Below are 16,613 nucleotides of genomic sequence, written 5' to 3' on the forward strand. Positions count from 1 at the left end.
GCTCCCGGCCCGGATGCCGGGACTCCAGGGGGCGTTGTCCTGCCGGAATGCCCGGCCGACCCAAAAACAAGACGAGCGGAGTGTGCCCGACGTGGCAAGCGTGAGCAGTGGTGCGGACAAGGACGCGCTGTCCTGCATGTTCCGGCTGGCAGGCCCGTCCATGACACCGGCCCTGGTGACGCGGCTACGCGAGGAGACGCTCCGGCTGCTGCACGGGGACACCTCGTTGCCCGGCCATCTGGTGGACCATGTGGTCGACTCCGGTGACCGCGAGCTGCTCGCGGCCCTGACAGTGTCGTACACCGGTCCCCAACGCCGGTCGGGCCTGCTGCGGATGGCCGCGCTGGCCGATCCGTCGCTGGCCGGGACGCTGTACGGAGCGGAGCACCCGTGGCGACCGGAGCTGCGCGCCGCGGTGCTGGCGGGGGCGGCATCGAGTCCGTACGATCCCGGCTGGCGCGCCCCCGGCGGGCTGGTGTCGATCCTGCTGGCCACCACCGCGGCGGACGATCTGCTGCCGGCGTTGCGCGGGCCTTTCCCCGAGGTCGTCCGGCATGTGCTGCGCACGCAACACAGGGTGCTCAGCGCACGGCACCAGGTGGACGCGTGCCGGGCCGTGCTGGCATACGGGGGTGTGGACGAGCTCGCCACGCTCGCGGATCTGCCCGGCATGCGCAGGTCGGTGGCCGAGGTGGTCCGCCGGGCGGTCGTGGCGCCGGACCCGGCGGCCGTACTGGCCATGACCGAACTGACCGAGGCCGTGGTCGCCGCCCGGGCGGACCGCCCGGGCGACCCGGCCCCTCGCGACCGCGAGGGTTCACCAGCGGCTTCTGCTTCTCCCCCGCCGGTCCCGCCGGTCCCGCCGTCCGGGGGCCTGACGGCACGGTTGCGTCGGGCGGATTCCGGCGCCGACGCGACGTCCGTTCTGTCCGGAACCGTCTCACCCGACTGGGACCTGCTGGTGGCCGAGCACCACCGCGAGCCGTTCCCGGACAGAGCGCTGGAGATTCTCTGGAGCCGCCCCGGTTGTCCGGAGGAGCTGGCGCTCGCCGCTTACTCGCGTGTTCCGGGGGCTGTCCCGAAGGCGTCCGTGGTGCCATGGCGGCTGCTGCTGGAGGAAGACTGGTGCCGTGAGGAGCACAGGCTGCCGGGCGTCCTCGCCCGTGGCCTCGCCCAGGGATCGTTTCCGGTGGAGCGGGTGCTGGCGGAGGTACGGCCGGCCCGCCAGGTGATCAACGCACTGCCGCTGGAGGAGGATTCGGTCCGTTCGGCGCTGGCGGGCCTGATCGCCCCATTGGGCGGTGACTTCCCTTTCTGGCGTGCGGTGTACACGCTGTTGCCGCGGTTCGGCGGATCCTTCGCGGAGTTGCTGGAAACCGTCCGGGAGGAGGTCTCCCAGCACCAGGGGAAGACCTGGCCCAAGCCGTTGTCCCAGGAGTTCCCCGCCCGTCACCCGCAGATGGCCCGCAGCGCGTTCCTTCATCTGTTCCAAAGCGCCACCGGCGACGTCCAGCGGGCTTTGCTGCCTCATCTGGAAGAGCGACTGGTACAGCAGTTGCTCGTTTTCCGCGAGCCGTCACCGGAGACGCTGGGACACGTGATCGAGGCCCGCGGCACGGCGGCCCTGGCCGGCTGGGCGTCCCGCTGGGACCTGCCCGCGAAGGAGATCGGATATCTGCTCGGCTTCGACGACCCCGGAATCAACACCAAACTCTTCTGCCACACGAATCTGACGGATGAGCAGCGTCGGCAGGTGCTCGCCGGCCGACGGTGCCAGGGCGGCGGGGAGCGGCTGCCGGTCACCGACGAACTCGTCGAGGCGTTGCGCGTCAGCGGCCGGCGGCCGTGGCTCCTGGCCATCCGCGAGTCCGGTGACCCCCGGCTGGCTCGCGTACTGCTCGGCAAGATCAAGCTGCATACGCCGGCCGGGCAGTTGTTGCTCGTGACCCGGTTGTGGGAGCGGGCTGGCCCCGAGGAGGTACGGGCACTGCTGGCCGAGACCACGTTCCCGGAGCGGCGCGGGACCAAGCACCCGCTGCCGCCGGCGACGCACAAGATCGTCGAGCGGTGTCTCCAGGCCACGGACGGCCTGGCGGACCTGCGGGCACGGTTGGCGGAGTCACGGACCCCGGTGAGCCAGGTGGCGTTCCTGCGCGGCCTCAGCGGTGGTCCGACCCCTGAGAAGGTCATCGACGCGTTGACCCGGTTGTCCGAGGAGATCTCCCCCGAGCTGCCCTGGGACGAGCTGTCAGCGGATCACGCCCGCGACCCGCTCCCCGATGTCCTGCTGCTGGAACTGGCGAAGCGCGACGACTTCCCGCCCGCACTGAGCGCGGGCGTTCCCCTCGCCCGCCTGCGATATGACCACTGGGCCCACCGGCCGCGCCGGTCCGACCCGCGCCCCGGCGCGCTCGACCTGCTGCGCCTGTACCCGCTGTCACCTTCTTCCCGGGTCTCGCAGGACTGGCTGAGCGGGGCCGTCCGCTCCGGGCTGCTGTCACCACCGGACGTGCTGCGCGAGGCCCGGCCCGCCCAGTCGGCCATGGCGTGTCTGGACTCCCTGCCCGCCACTTCGCAGGAGCAAGGCGGGTCCCCCGGGGAGGTTGAAGAACTGGCCGTGAAGTACTTGGGGGAGAATCTGGAGGCATGGGCGGTGGCGGTGCGGTTGCTGCCCGAGTTCACCGGGACGATTCCCGAGTTGCTGGAGACCGCGGCGGCGGTCGTCGGCTGACCGGCACCACAGAACACCGGCACGGGCCGCGCCGGCGTCGGATGCCTGTCGGAACCCGGCGTCGGCACCGAGGCTGGCACAGTGGGCACCGCGATCGACCAGCGGCTGCGGCCGGCCTTCACCACGGCCGCGCCCCGTGGACCTGGTTACGGAGGCCGGGATCGGCCTCACCGGCGCGATCGGCCGCGGCGCGGGCCTGCGCATCCGCGCGGTGGGCAACGAGCTCGCCGCGCGCCCCGGGCGCCACCTCCGGGCTTGGCACTATCCCGGAGGCCCCTCTTGGGAGGGGTGCCGGGCTTCCGTGGAGCTACGAACGAAACCCCGCAACTACCTGACCTTTCTCGGCTTGGCCACAGTGATGTGCTGATACAAGCAGCTTGTGTCGGCGACGGGTGAACTTTTGCCGTCGCCGACAGGCGATGCCAGACATTCAGACCTTCTTCGCTCTCCAAGGACTCTTGGTTGATCCAGCGAGCTTCCGCGGGCGACACACGCTGGGGTAAAAGGCGCCCCGGCACAGGTAGGACGGACACCGAGGCGGTCGGGGAGACGTCCGACTCTGAACTCTGCTCAAGAGGCGGAGAGACGTGCTGCGTGGGAAATAAAAGGGATTGTTCCCGGCCGGTAGGTGGCGGGAGGAGCGGACATGGAGATCAAGCCGCAGGCGGCCGTCATCCCCAAAGAGCCCGACCAGTTCGAGCAGGGGAAGTACGGCCTCGCCCCCACGGTCAACGGCATTCTCACCGCCGCCAAGGTCGGCCAGGGGGTCTCCCTCGATGTCGTGGCGCTGGTGCGGACCGTGGCGCTCCTGCAACTCGTACCGTTCGCCATGGGCCTGCTGCTGCGCCGCTACGCCGCGCCCACCGCACGGTCGTGGCACCCCACGGCGGCCGCGGTCTCGAACGTGACATTCCTGATCGTGCTGGCGGGCATGCTGACCGGAAATTGGAGTGACGTCGTGGCACTCCTCGGCTCACTCACCCTCCTCGCCGGCTTCCTGCTCGCAGCCGCCGCCTTCGCCGTCGGCACACTGCTGGCCACAGGTCCGCCGGTGCGCCGCACCACCATGGGCGGCGTCGCCGCAGTACGCAACGCCGGGCCCGCCCTGGCCGCAATCGGCATCGCCTTCGGCGACCAGCCCGCCGTCCTGGGCGCGCTCGCCGCCGTCCTGCTCAGCGGCCTGGCAGCAGCCCTCCCGATCGCCACGGTGCTCAGCCGTCGGCGAAGCGGACCCACAGCAGCTGGTAACACGCGCTAACCAGAGGGATCGCTGTTCATGCGCGAGACGCCGAGGACCATGCCGGTGAAGAGGGCGGAGTAACGGCCGTTGGCCAGCTTGTCCACATAGCCCAGGGTCCGGTCCAGCGGGGTGTCCTCCGGGATGCCGTACCTGGCGTGCTCGGCGAGGCTGCCCTTCGGTTGTTTGCCGTGGCATGTCCTCGCCGGAGGGCGAGATGCCCTCCACGGTCTGGGCGTCGGCCGTTGATCCCTGGAGACCCCCGAGCGCCACGAGGGCACCGACGACGGCCGCTGCCGTACCGGCCCTGGCCCGCGTTCGCCTGCCCATCCCCGTTTGCGCAGTTTCCCGCGCCCCTGAAACGCGCAGTTCCCCACGCCGCCGAAAAGGGGCGCGGGGAACTGTCGGTCAGCCACACACAAGCCGCGGCCGGCTGTCTCAGTAGCCCACCCGGAACGTCGCATCCGCCTGTTCCGTCGCCGTCGAAATCGGGTCGATCCGCAGCAGGTAGTCGCTGTGTCTGATGTAGCGGGTCGGGTTGTTGTACGAGCGGAAGGAGGACCAGGTGGAGTCCGCGAGGCCGGCCGTGCGTACGAAGGTGGCGTCGGCGGCGAAGATCGAGGTGCCGTCGTTTGCGTCCAGGCGGAGGTTGTAGGAGTAGTGGCGGAGGTAGCGGGTGGGGTAGTTGACCGATTGGAAGGAGACCCCGGATGAGTCCGCCAGGCCCGGTACCAGCTTCCACTGGGAGTCCGGGAACGGGTCGAAGGGGTACGCGTCGATCCGGCCGACGGAGTCTCTGTGGCGGACGTAACGGGCCGGGTGGTTGTAGGACTTGAGGCGGTTCCAGGTGGGCGCGCCCCACTTCGCGAGCAGGTTGGAGTACTCGGTCGAGGTGATCGGGTGGATGCCGCAGTGCTTGGAGTTGAGCGGCTGGGTGTAGCGGCGTTGGTCGACCGCCGTCCAGGTGCCGGAGGCCAGATCACTGCTCTGCCAGGCGTAGAAGACGCCGTTCGGCGTGTACGTGTCGCCCCAGAGGTACCACGTGTTGGACGTCAGGGACTTCACCACCGTCGGCGCCTCCGTGCCGCCGTGTGCAGCCGGGGCGCTGAACGGGGTGAAGCTGCCCGGGGTCAGGGACGTCGAGCGGGCTCCGACGAGCTTCTGGTCCCTCTTGTAGTAGAGGTAGTTGACGCCGTTCACGCCGACCGTGAGGTTGCCGTCGATGATGTCGTAGCCGGGGTCGAAGAAGACCTGAGTGCTGGTGGTGGTGCGGAAGTCGGTCGTGTAGCTGACCATGATCACGTTGTGGCCGCTGCTGTTCACCGACGAGTAGAGGATGCCGTACTGGCCGCGTGAGGCGTCCCAGTAGGCCTCCGGGGCCCAGCTGTGGGTGTTGGTCATGTTGTGCAGCTTCAGCAGCCGGTAGCCGCTGAAGGTACGCAGGTCGGTGGAGTCCCAGACGTGGATGTTCACGCTGTTGCGGGTCCAGTCGGTGCCCTTCAGGTCCGTCGCCAGGACGACGAAGGTGCCGTCCTGCTTGCGCATGACGAAGGGGTCGCGGAGGCCGCCGGCGCCGAGGGTCGGGGTGACCACGGGGGCGTTCTGGTTCAGCGGCGTCCAGTTCAGACCGTCCTGGCTGACAGCCAGGTGCAGCCCGTAGTTGGCCTCCAGCATGGTGTTGGACTCGGTGAAGTAGACCATCGCGTACGCCGAGTCCGCGGCGTGGGCGGTCCCGGCGCCGAGGGTCAGCGCCCCGGTGGCGGCCAGGGGGACGGTGGCAGCCATGCCGAGGAAGAGACGGCGGGAGGGCCCGCTCGCGTTCGGGTGTCCGTTCACGGGGGAAACGTCGTGAGTCACTTCAGGCCCCACTTCTGGTTGTTCTGACCGTTGCAGGACCACAGCACGAGCTTCGTGCCGTTGGCGGTGGCCGCTCCGTACGCGTCCAGGCAGAGCCCGGCGTTGACGTTCGTGATCGTGCCGTCGCTGTTGACGTTCCACTTCTGGTTGTTGCCGCCGGTGCAGTCCCAGATGGCGACACGTGTGCCGTTGGTGGTGCCGTGGTTGTACGCGTCCAGGCACTTGTTGCCGTACACCACGAGTTCCTTGCGGGAGGTGTACGTGAAGGCCTGGTTCTGGCCGCCGGAGCAGTCCCACAGCTGGGCGTCGGTGCCGTTGACGATGGTGTTGTCGTTGATGTCCGCGCACCGGCCGGAGCCCGTACCCGTGATGAGCGTGGCGTTCTTGCCCGGCAGCGGTCGTACGACGATGCCTTCGAGGGTCGGGGCGCCGGAGAAGGCGATCGTGTTGGTGCTGCCCTTGGCGAGGCCCACCTGGACGGAGATGTTGCCGGGGCTGGAGCCCGTCGGCGGGAAGGAGACCTTGGTCGGGCTCTGGCCGTTGACCGTGAGGGTGCCGACGCGGGCGGCGGACGTGTTGTTGGTGTAGGAGACGTCGACCGTCTTCAGGCCGGTGCTGTCGGCGACGACACCGGAGAAGCTCGACGTGCCGTTGTACGTACTCGCGGACTGCTCGGTGCCGCCCGTGACGGTGAGGATCACCGAGCCGTTCGCCGGGACGCTGGTGGTGTAACTGGTGCCGGGCGTAGCCACGTTGGTACGGCTCCACAGGTTCCGGACCGTCGCGGCGGCGTTCGTCAGGCCGAGGTCGGACCAGCGGACGGTCATGTTCTGCGTGGCGGACGTGCGGTTGAGGAGGACGACGGCTCGGTTGCCTGTGCCGGACAGGACCTTGCCGTACACCTGGAGGCCGGAGGTGTCCTCGGCGACCTTGACGCCCTGGAGGCCGCGCGGGTCCTGGTCGACCGCGATGACCTCGGGGTTGGTGAGGATGCTCGTCGTCTCGGCGGTCAGCGTGGTGAGGTCGAGGCCGGTGAGCAGCGGGGCGCCGGAGATCGCCCACAGGTTCACGTGGCTGCGGTTCTGGGCGGCGGTGAGGCCGTTCATGCCGACGACCATCATATCGGGGTCGTTGTAGTAGCCGGTGTGCTGGGCCGTGGGGTGCACGTTCCGGTCGAAGTTGGTCAGCACCTCGCCGTACGACGGGGTGTTGCCGTGGAAGAAGATGTCGGTGTTCGTGCGCCACATCGGGCCCATGCCGGGTGCCCAGTTCCAGGGCTGCTTCTTGCCCCAGTTGCACAGCGAGAGAGCGAGCGGGCGGCCGGTGGTGGCGGTCGCCTTCGCCACGGCGTCGCTGAGCGCCTGGTAGGTCGTCTTCGGGTCGAGGCCCTCGACGTCACCGCCGCACCAGTCGACCTTCACGAAGTCGAAGCCCCACTTCGAGAACTGCGTCATGTCCTGCTCGTAGTGGCCCTCGCTGCCACTGCCGGGCGCGGCGGGGCGGCCGGTGGGGAAGTAGTAACCGCAGCCGTCCTTGCCGGCGTCGGTGTAGATACCCGCCTTCAGGCCCTTGCTGTGGATGTAGTCGGCGATGGCCTTCATGCCGCCGGGCCACTCGGCCTCGTCGATCGTGATGTTGCCCGCGCTGTCGCGGGTGCCCTGCCACCAGCCCTCGTCGATGTTGATGTACTCGTAGCCGGCTTCCGGCAGCCCGGCCGCGACGAACGCGTCGACCTGCTTCTTGATCACGTTGTAGTCGACCTTCGCGGCGAAGGCGTTCCAGGAGGCCCAGCCCATCGGGGCTTCGGGGACAGCTATTTGACGATCTGTCACCGCAACGGGTTTGGCGTGGAGTTCGGCCTCGGCAGTGGGCGTCCCGGTCATCGGCTGCGCGAAGAGCAGCGCGGCCGTCGCGGCGGTCGCCAGGGTGATGGCGCGTACGGCTGCGGATCTGCAACGGTGCCGAAAACCAAGGGAGTTGGCGCGGGAAGGGGGGTGCATGCGGCTCCTTCGATGGACACCCTGGGTCGATATATCGAACAAGGATCGGCTTGCCGAACGTATCGGCTGGCCGAAGGTAGAGCCGCCTGGAGCGGAAGTCAACGGGTGTGGACGGATGCGGTTTTCGAAGCGAGCGCGACGCGACCGCGCCGAGCCCCCGACGCGACGACGCCGAGCCCGCGCCGAGTCGGCGGGGGCAGGCCGCTGCGCCCGACGGGTGGGGGTCGGGGCTGGGGTCGAGGCCGAGGCTACTTCCGGGTTCGTGTGCTGTGTGGCGGGTGGGTGGCGTTGGCGCGGTTCGGGGAGGCGGGGGAATCCGGGAAATCAGGTAGGTCGGGTAGGTCGGGGAAGGCAACCTCCGGGCCGGTCGGCGGCAACCCCAGCGTGTAGCCGTCTTCGGCGCCGTACTGGCGTTGCTCCTCGCGCCCGGTATGACGACCCCGTCCCCGGCGCAGGCGGCCACCGAACAATCGGCCCAAGCCCAAGCCCAAGCCCAGGCAGCGGCCGCGGCGGACGTCTGGAACCCGCCCTCGAACCTGGTCCAGCCCCTCAACGAGGTCTGGAACCACGTCTCCTCGACTTACCCCGACCTCTACGGCTTCCGCAACTACGGCTGGGACCAGATCATGGCCAACCGGGGAAGCGTCAACTACTGCGTCCGCTGGGAGTCGGACACCCCGGTCAGCGCGACCCTGCGCGACCAAATCCACGCCGCGCTGAAGAAGCAGTTCGGCAAGTGGACGGCGGCGATGGTCGACAACGGCGCGGGCCACAACGCCTGGCCGTACACCAACGTCCCTGTCAACATCGTCGGCTGGGCGGTGAAGAACCGCTCCACGCTCCAGTGGACCGACAACTCCGTCGACATCTACACCAACATGCTCGACGGTGGCGGAGCCCCGCAGTGTTCCCCCGACTGCGGCCGCTTCTTCCACCAGGACGGCAACTACTCCCGCTGTCCCGGCGGCGACTGGGGCCAGCGCATGGGCCGCTCCTACTTCACCGGCGCCCTCAACCAGGAGAACATCCACATCTACCTGCACGAGGTCGGCCCCTGACGAGGCCAGACGAACACGCGAGGACGTTTGTTCGACCTTCACAAAGGCACCTTCGGCATCCTCACCTTACGTGGATGTGGCGATCTTGAGGAAGAGCGATGCGTGGTTCAGCGGCATGGTGTGGTGGCAGGAACTGCTCCACGAGTTGGCGCCCCCAGGTCACACACCGAGGTGGATGTACGGTGCCCAGGCCAGCGGCCCCCGGTCCAGGCCAGAGGCGGTCTGCTCGTCACGGATGCGGATCACGGCCCGGTGCACGGCCTTCGCCGGCTGCGCACCTTGCGCCAGTTCGGCGTAGACCGTCTCGGTCAGAAGCGTTACCACGCTCGGATAGACCTCCCAAAGCGTGGCGACCACGTGTGGGAACCCGGCGAGCTGGAAAGCCGAACCGAGATGGATCGCCTCGTTCGGGAAGCACCGTCCCGACCATGCAGTCTCACAAGCGGCCAAGAACGCGAACCGGCTGTGCTCCAGATCGGTGCGGGCGATGTCGGCGAAGCTCAGTTGTCCGTCGGCCATCAACAACGAACTCTCGGCCGGGTCGTCCGGCACAGCGCGGCCGTGGCAAGCGAAGTGGACCAGGGCTTTGCCGGGAAGTTGTTCCAGTACGGTCTGCCGGGCGGCTTCCCGCTCCAGTAGCCGTACAGGGCCAGGTGCGGCGTACAGGGGTGCCGGGACTCGCGCGGGTGGGAGCCGGCCCGCGCTGCCGGGTGCCACGAGCAGTGCTGGTCCGACCGGTTCGGTGGGCCTGGCCAGGTCCTGGGCGAGCGTGTGCAGCGTGGCCGAGTAGGAGGAAACGACGCGGTCGAGGACCGTACGGCAGCCACTGGGATCCTGGTGGTGGCCGGCGGCATGGAGGGGAAGCAGGCACAGGGGCCCGGTAGGGATCCACCACAGGCGTTCCACCCGTGCGGAGCCAAGCCGGTCAAGGACCGGTTCGGCCAGCACGTCCCAGAGCCAGCGGGTCACCTTGTGGCAGACCGCGACCGACGCCACCGACCGTTCGGACACTGCATCCTGGAGCCGGGCAGCCTGCCGCCAGACCTCGTCCACTTTCAGCCCGGGGAGCTGGACGAGGTGCGTTCCAGAGGCGGTCGTCACGAAGGCGTCGCTGCGTTCCTCGGCCACATTCACCGTCACCGCCGCTGCGGTGCCCAGTCGGCCACACAGCGCGTCGAGGTCCACTGCGGCGTACGACCGGCGAAGGGCCGCGGCCGTCTGACGGGCGTTCCGTGCCCTGCGGCGTTCCGCTTCCCCCGTGCCGACGGCCGGTGTCGCCGATACAGCCGCACGCACCACGAATCCGTTCGATGTCGTGGCGGCCTCGGCCACCCGGTCCTCGGCAAAAGAGGACCACATGGCCTCCCGGTACCGACGCGCCTCGTCCGCCGGGAGGCTGTCGGCACATGACCTGAGGCTCCAAGCGGGTGCGAGCAGTACCCCGCGTCCGCGATCCAGCACGGCCAGCGCTTCGTCGGCGCTGCCGGCGTTGAGCCGGACGGCACAGGCGCGGTTCGCGATCCCGCCGAACTGTTCGAGGTGCTCTGCCCGGCTCTCCCAGCCCAGGAGCGTGGGCTCTGTCATCGGTTCGAGCAGCTCGACCGCAAGGGTCAGCAGTTCGGCGGCGCGTGGCCAGCGGGAGTGAGAGGACGCGAGCAGCCCGCCGTCACGGGCGGCGACCACGCGGATGGCCAGCGGGCCCGCCGCGCAGTGCGCGGCTGCTGCGTAAGCGTCGAGAGCACCATCCAAATACTTCTGATCCTGGGCAGCCCGGTACACCGCGCGGTACAGGTAGCCTCGTATGTGATGCGTGTTCGCCACCGCGGGGTGGTCCTCAGGGAGCTCACGGTCCAGGCGGTCGAGGGTAAGCTCCGCAGCCCGCAAGCCGTCAGCGGAGCTCCCAGGAGCCACAGTGAACGGACTGCGTGTGTGCTCATACATCAGCACTCGAAGCACCGCCAAGTTGACCAGCGCGCCGCTGGTGGCCGCCCGCTCGCTGCCCAGACGCGACGCCTCCTCGGCGTGGCCGAGCGCGGTCACGAGGTCGTCGGTCCGCAACAGATTGTCCTGATAGCGGAACTGCACGGCACGGGCCAGGTTGCTCAGAAAGATGTGGCGGTCGGGTGAGTCCGCAGGCAGGCGGCCAACGGAATCCTCCATGTCGGCGATGGCTCGGTCGCGCGCTGCAGCGTCGTCGTCGGCCAGATAGCGACGCAGAGCCACAGTGCCGCGGGCCATCAGGTACAGAGGGTGGGCGACATGGGTGTCGGGCGTCAGCGCCAACGCTCGCGTGATCGTCGCCTCGGCCTCCTCCAGATCCGCTAGGTCCCCACGGGCCTCGAACCGCAGTGACAGCGCATTGCTGTAGTGGAGGTAGGCCGCGCCTGGGGTGAGAACGTCGACAGGCGCATCCGGATGCGGTTCTTCCACCGCGTGCACGGCTTCGACGGCCTCCTCCACCAGGGTGTCCACAGTCTCGCCACCAGTTGTCAGGTCCGCGCGCAGCACGGCCCAGATACGCTCCGCGTTGGCCAGCTGCGTCCTGAGGTGACTGCGTGACACATCGCCTTCCGGCGTCAGATCGAGGGCGCCGCGCAGCAAGTCCACGGCGGAACCGGCCAGCTCGGCCGAACCCTCGGCCTGGGCGAGCAGGGCCTGAACCACGCCGATGTTGCCCATCGTGGCAGGTATGCATCCCTCGCCATCGGTGAGCGCGGCGGCCCAGGACAGCTGCTGCCGGAGGACCTTCAACGCTTCGTGCAGGTAGGCGGTATTGCCCTGCTCGGCATGGCGTAGCTGCAGCACCATGGCCAAGGCATCCCCCGCTGAGAAGCGGAGGTCCGCCGGAGCGCCAGCCTCACGAACAACAGCATGCAAGCGCACCTGTGCGGTGTCCAGGTCGTCGGGGTCGGTGCCGGCCACCTGATAGCGCAGAACGCAGGCGTGCCCCAGCAGCCAGTCGGCCTCGATCACTTGTGCTTGCGTGCCGTACTCCGCGGCGGCCGAACGAGCCGACCGTGCCGACTCCACCGCACGGCTGATGTCCTCCGGCAAGCCGGCGTGCTGAAAGCGCGTGAAGTCGTCACGGGCTTGGTCGAGCAGTGCGTGTACGCCGCTCATGAACCCCGGGTCCGATACATATGACACATACCGAGTGAGTAGTTACCCAATGCGCGGGGTAGCGAAGCAGAGCAATGAGGGAGGACGGAGATGGGTATCTCGCAAAGCCAGCAGATACGGGCCATGGCATGCCTGCGCCCGATAGCCGATGAGTGGAACCTGGCCAACTCCCCGGTCGACGGGCTGCTGAAGCAACTGCTCGCGCTGGAGGCGGCACTCGACGCGAACGATCCGGCAGCGTTCGATGTGTCGTTGACCAGCGTGGTGCTGGCCGAGCCGACCCTTGCGGACGGGAAACTGCCAGAGCCCGGCGGCCCGCCAACGGAGCAAGAAGTGCTGGTCGTGCTGGCCCGGCTGCAGGAACGACTCACCGAACCGCCTCCCGAACCCCCGGCTCCCGCAGCCGGACCGGCATCCGCTTCGTGAATACGCTGACACCACATCATCCCTCCCTTGCAGCCTGGCTCTTCCTGACGGACCAAGCCCTGGTCCCAGGCCATCCCGCCGGCGATGCACTGCGAGGGTGGTGGGAAGGCGGCACAGCACTGGGACTGACCGAAACCGTCCCTCCGTGGCCGACAGAGCTACCCGCACCCGTTGCCGACCCGGCTGCTCTGCCTGTCGAGCCGCAGCTCCTCGCCGCCCGGCAGCGTTTGCTGCCCGGCGGGTTCGAAATGCTGCTGGTGGCGGCCTTCCATGACACGGTCGTCGTCTCAGTACTGCTCGCACCCAACGACGACCACACAACCTGGGAGGAACTGACCACAAGATGGCACGATGCGGTCCCCCGGCTACCCGCAGCCGTGCCAGGAGTGCTCGGCACGGCCGAGTTGTTCTTCGGCGAGGTCCCCGGGCCCACGCTGGCCGGTGCTTCGAACGCCATCGGCCCGCTTCTCACCGGAGCGGTGCCGGCCCCCGGCCCGGCCGGTGCCCCTGCCGATGCCGGCGCACAGGGCGAGATCCGGCTGTGGGACCTGCCGACAGCCGCTGCACCCGGCTTCATACGCCACCGGCGCCTCCTCGCCGTCACAGCCGAGGCCGACACTTCGCAGCTGAGCCGATGGGCCTGGCAGGGCGATGTGGCTGGAGCGCCACCCGCTGCCCGCCACCTGCTCCAGTCGGCGAGACTGCGTCACCAGTGCGACGTGCTGCGGCGCGAACTTACGGACCTGGCAGAGCTGACCGACCTCGCCGAGCGGGCCTGTGCGGACGTGCGGCAAGCTATGCCTGCGACACTGCGGTCGGCGGCCCAACTGACCACACTGGAGTCCGCCCTCGTCGGTCTCGCGACCGCTCAGGCCCAAGTCGCCCGCGCCCTGCACGGCCTGCACGGGCTCGACATCGCCCTCGGCGCCTGTGAAGAGAGCCTTCATCTGGCCGACGCCCACGTCGGGAGCCTGCTCGATTCCGAACTGAGGCTCGCACGTTGGGCGCGCGCACAAACCCGCGCCGTACGGGACAGCCTGACTGCGGCCGACGAGCAGCTGACCGTCTCGACACAGCAGGCACTGGCGGCAGCCGACCGGCTGCAACGGGCCCGCCGGGACCGGCTCACGCTGATACAGACCTCCACGCTGGGCGCCATGGTGCTGGCGCTGACCGCGGTCCAGAGCCTGGCCTACCGCGTCCCCCTGCCCGGCCCCGTACGCCCTGCCCTGATCGCGTTCCTCGCCAGCACCGCCCTGGTGCTGCCTACCCTCGCCCTGCCGCGCGCCGAAGCAGGCTTGCTGCGCTCGTTCGGCCACCGCATCGACCTCATGCTCTTCGCCGCAGCAGGGGCCGCCGGCGGATGGCTCGCCGCCTCGGTCGTTGGCGTCCTGCTGCATCCGCCTGCGCCAACTGCCCTCACGCTGGGATCTGCCGCGCTGACAGCCCTGGTGTCGGCCATTGCCCGTGCCCGGACCTTCCGCCACGGTCCGCGGGCAGGCATTATTGGCTCCAGAGTCGGCCGCACTCCCTGACGATTATTCGCAGCGGAGTCCACGGCGCCCTCCGGATCATGGAGCGAGGCACGACGCGACCGTTGCAGTTCCCTGCCGACACTCGACCCTGCGATCACAATCCCGCAGGTCGGCGTTCAGCAACCCGCTTCGGAAATCAAGGTTGGTGAATGGCCATCAGCTACATTTCCGACACCGGCTCATCGACCACGACCGGATCTCGGCCGCCGACCAGAGCCCCAACCGTCAGGCCGACGCCTTGCTGCCGGCCGACGTCGACCGCGGCAACATCCACGTCGACAAGGTGAGCCGCGCGAAAGCCTCCCGGCCGAAGCTCGGCCGTGCGCTCCAACTACTACGCGAGGGCGACACACTGACGGCCGTTCGGCTCGACCGGTCTCCCGCTCCGCTCTGCATCTGGCGACACTCGGCGCCGGTCTATGTGAGCCCGGCATCATTCGAAGGAGCTGAAGTACGCGGCTAGTCAGCCGGCGTCTGGCTCCAACAAGCGCGCGACAGCATCCAACATCAGCCCTTCCGCGGTTCTCATGCCGTCCAACCTCGACAACATGGTGCGCAGGGGTTCCAGGATGAGTTGGGCGTCACGGAATCCCTGTGCCCGCAGACGGCGGAGGCGCTGCGGGGAGAAGTCGACGAGGGCAGTCGCGCCGCCGATTGGGCCGGGCGGACTGAGACGCTTGTGTGGGCGGATCTCGACGATGCCCAGACCGGGGAAGTCATGGGCGTCCCACAACACTCCGTCCGTGAGATGTACAACGATCACCATGTCGCACCGCGCGTGCAGGGCGAGCGCTCCCGCCGGAGTGTTGTCGGCTATCCCGCCATCCCGGAAGAGGCGGCCGTTCACCCGGCGGGGAGGCAGGATTACTGGCAGCGCGGCGCTGGCGAGCACCGCCTGATGACGTTCGTGCCGGGGCAGCGCGTTGACATGGAGCCACTCGGAACGCGCACCCAGGCGGGACCGCACGACGTCGATGGTCCAACTCCAGCTGCGGAGAATGTCGACCTCCTCCACCGCCGGGAACGCAGAGACCCACAGCGGGATCCCGTCACTGAGGCGGTCCAGGTCGATGTGGGTGGAGACGAGCCGCTCCAGGTAGGACGGGTGGACAACTGGGCCGGAGAGCCTCGGAAGCAGCAGCGCCAGCTGTTCGAGAGTTGTCTCTTCCTGTGCCTCCCCGCCCACTACGTCCTCGGGCCCGGTCGACTTGGCCGACGATGCCAGCTCTGCGACCTCGTCCCACACGGCGGCCAGCTTGGCGGTTCCCTCGCTCAACGAGCCCGAGCTGGCCAGGATCGCGCCGTTGAGGGCACCGATGCTAGCGCCGGCGATCGCGTGGACGCGGGTGCCGATCGTCGCCAAGTACTCCACCACCCCGATGTGGTAGGCGCCTTTGGCTCCGCCTCCGGACAGCACCAGGCCGATCCTTGGCCTGGCGCTGTCCGCCGCTTCCGCCGCCGGAACTGCCTGCTCCCTCGTGGGGGCCGCAGTCCGGCCGGTCACCAGTCCGTCGGACGCTGCCTTGCGGGCCGCGTCCGCGAGCTCCGGCAGGCCTGTCATGGCAGCAGCGGTGTCGTCGGTGCCTGCTGGGCGCCGGCCGGGTTCGGGTCACCTTGCCGGCGTTGCCGCATCATCACACCAGTGTCGAGGCGCTCGCGCAGTGTCCGGGCAGCCGCCGCCTGCTCAGCCACGACACGCTCTACGAAGTGCCGGGGGTTGCTCGTGCGCGAAGTCCACTGACCGTGTCGTCGGTGCACGAGGGCATGAGCAGTTTCGGCTGGGTGCGGCGGACGTGCGGCTCCTGGCAGCGTCCACAGCTCGACGGCGGTGGCGGCAACAGCGATGAGCGGGCTGGCGGGTTGGGTGAGGGAGGGTTCCAGGCCGCTGCCGAGGATCTCAGCGACCAGTTGCAGTTGGTCCGGCGGCGTGGTATTGCACGCTTCGTCGATGAGTTCCGCGATGGTGAACCTTCCCTGCGGGGCACCCGGTCGAGGGGTGGTGAGGATGGTATTGACGAGTCTCTCGCTGACCTTGTCCCGGCCGGCGAGAAAGCTGTAGGTTCCTGCGGGCCCCGCGGCAACTTCCATTGCCAGCAGAATCACCTGCAACGGCCACGGCAGCCGGGCATACGACTGTCCGGCCGACCAGCGCCCGACCGAGAGTTCAAAACCCTCCTCGGCCTCAAGGCGAAGCGCGGTCGTGGTCTGCTGGCGCTCCAGGGCGGACAGGCGGTCCTCCACACAAACAAACCGCTCCTCGCAAGCCTCCGCCACTTGGGCCACCACGTCAGCCAGCGCTGTCAGCTGTGCCGATGCCCGCCCGCTGACCAACTCCAACTGGCGTCGCGTTTCTCCCACGCAGTCGGCGACCCTGCTCAGCGCCAGATCGGAGATCTGCACGTGGCCTGAGAGCTCAGTGGCCCATGTGACCAGGGAATGCTGGCCGTCGATGAGCGCCTGAGTGGTCAGCAGCTCGCGCTGCCGCTCCCGGCCGATGATCCGGGCGAGGAGGGTGCGTGAGATGGTTTGCTCACGCCGGAACTTTGTGAGGTCCTCGGCGACCACCATGCTGTTGGCCAGCTCAAGCAGGACCCGATCGGTCACCAGCGGTACGTCTTGGACGAGGCTGCGCAGATCGTCCGGCACGGG

10 protein-coding genes and 1 pseudogene are annotated in these 16,613 nt (G+C 68.8%); 6 read left to right on the top strand and 5 right to left on the bottom strand.

All coding sequences use genetic code 11. The annotated features are described in order from the left end of the window. Positions 1-82 precede the first annotated feature (82 nt). The gene (locus tag ACIHCQ_RS33215) at positions 83-2,731 is read left to right on the top strand and encodes a hypothetical protein (protein WP_399670831.1); all 2,649 of its coding nucleotides are present in this window, start codon (positions 83-85) and stop codon (positions 2,729-2,731) included. A gap of 646 nt (positions 2,732-3,377) precedes the next feature. Next, complete coding sequence (locus tag ACIHCQ_RS33220; protein ID WP_399670833.1) at positions 3,378-3,989, top strand: hypothetical protein; 612 nt, start codon at positions 3,378-3,380, stop codon at positions 3,987-3,989. A gap of 417 nt (positions 3,990-4,406) precedes the next feature. On the opposite strand, the gene ACIHCQ_RS33225 is transcribed toward ACIHCQ_RS33220, so the two are convergent. Together ACIHCQ_RS33225 and ACIHCQ_RS33230 are read right to left on the bottom strand one after the other, a co-directional pair. Continuing rightward, positions 4,407-5,753, bottom strand: a complete 1,347-nt coding sequence (locus tag ACIHCQ_RS33225; RefSeq protein ID WP_399670935.1) for a glycoside hydrolase family 43 protein — start codon at positions 5,751-5,753, stop codon at positions 4,407-4,409. Positions 5,754-5,821: 68 nt separating this feature from the next. After that, on the bottom strand, positions 5,822-7,825 hold the full coding sequence (locus ACIHCQ_RS33230) for an RICIN domain-containing protein (protein WP_399670836.1): 2,004 nt from the start codon (positions 7,823-7,825) through the stop codon (positions 5,822-5,824). A gap of 431 nt (positions 7,826-8,256) precedes the next feature. Between ACIHCQ_RS33230 and ACIHCQ_RS33235 the strand changes: the two are divergent. Further along, positions 8,257-8,877 (top strand): annotated as a pseudogene (locus ACIHCQ_RS33235) (hypothetical protein); the annotation flags it as partial. Positions 8,878-9,042: 165 nt separating this feature from the next. Here the strand turns inward: ACIHCQ_RS33235 and ACIHCQ_RS33240 are convergent. Continuing rightward, the gene (locus ACIHCQ_RS33240; RefSeq protein WP_399670839.1) at positions 9,043-12,003 is read right to left on the bottom strand and encodes a CHAT domain-containing protein; all 2,961 of its coding nucleotides are present in this window, start codon (positions 12,001-12,003) and stop codon (positions 9,043-9,045) included. A gap of 90 nt (positions 12,004-12,093) precedes the next feature. Here ACIHCQ_RS33240 and ACIHCQ_RS33245 point away from each other — a divergent pair, with 90 nt between their 5' ends. From ACIHCQ_RS33245 to ACIHCQ_RS33255, 3 genes are all read left to right on the top strand, one after another. After that, positions 12,094-12,429: a hypothetical protein gene (locus ACIHCQ_RS33245; RefSeq protein ID WP_399670842.1), complete on the top strand. Its 336-nt coding sequence runs from the start codon at positions 12,094-12,096 to the stop codon at positions 12,427-12,429. Beyond that, a complete protein-coding gene (locus ACIHCQ_RS33250) occupies positions 12,426-13,964 on the top strand; it encodes a CATRA conflict system CASPASE/TPR repeat-associated protein (protein WP_399670845.1) in 1,539 nt (512 codons plus the stop codon). The genes ACIHCQ_RS33245 and ACIHCQ_RS33250 overlap by 4 nt, the downstream gene beginning before the upstream one ends. A 238-nt stretch (positions 13,965-14,202) precedes the next feature. Next, positions 14,203-14,427, top strand: a complete 225-nt coding sequence (locus ACIHCQ_RS33255; protein WP_399670938.1) for a hypothetical protein — start codon at positions 14,203-14,205, stop codon at positions 14,425-14,427. Here the strand turns inward: ACIHCQ_RS33255 and ACIHCQ_RS33260 are convergent, their stop codons facing one another. Next, a complete protein-coding gene (locus ACIHCQ_RS33260) occupies positions 14,428-15,525 on the bottom strand; it encodes a patatin-like phospholipase family protein (protein WP_399670848.1) in 1,098 nt (365 codons plus the stop codon). Further along, positions 15,522-16,610 carry a hypothetical protein gene (locus ACIHCQ_RS33265; protein WP_399670851.1) on the bottom strand — a complete coding sequence of 363 codons (1,089 nt, stop codon included), beginning with the start codon at positions 16,608-16,610 and terminating at the stop codon, positions 15,522-15,524. The genes ACIHCQ_RS33260 and ACIHCQ_RS33265 overlap by 4 nt, the downstream gene beginning before the upstream one ends. Positions 16,611-16,613: the final 3 nt, after the last annotated feature.

The sequence above is a fragment of the Streptomyces sp. NPDC052236 genome (assembly GCF_044548015.1).
GTDB lineage: Bacteria > Actinomycetota > Actinomycetes > Streptomycetales > Streptomycetaceae > Streptomyces.

Bases quoted from the DNA above. Each gene is read 5' to 3' on its own strand.
- ACIHCQ_RS33245 (WP_399670842.1), top strand. From the start codon at position 12,094: ATGGGTATCTCGCAAAGCCAGCAGATACGGGCCATGGCATGCCTGCGC.
- ACIHCQ_RS33225 (WP_399670935.1), bottom strand. From the start codon at position 5,753: ATGGCTGCCACCGTCCCCCTGGCCGCCACCGGGGCGCTGACCCTCGGC.
- ACIHCQ_RS33230 (WP_399670836.1), bottom strand. From the start codon at position 7,825: ATGCACCCCCCTTCCCGCGCCAACTCCCTTGGTTTTCGGCACCGTTGC.
- ACIHCQ_RS33220 (WP_399670833.1), top strand. From the start codon at position 3,378: ATGGAGATCAAGCCGCAGGCGGCCGTCATCCCCAAAGAGCCCGACCAG.
- ACIHCQ_RS33260 (WP_399670848.1), bottom strand. From the start codon at position 15,525: ATGACAGGCCTGCCGGAGCTCGCGGACGCGGCCCGCAAGGCAGCGTCC.
- ACIHCQ_RS33240 (WP_399670839.1), bottom strand. From the start codon at position 12,003: ATGAGCGGCGTACACGCACTGCTCGACCAAGCCCGTGACGACTTCACG.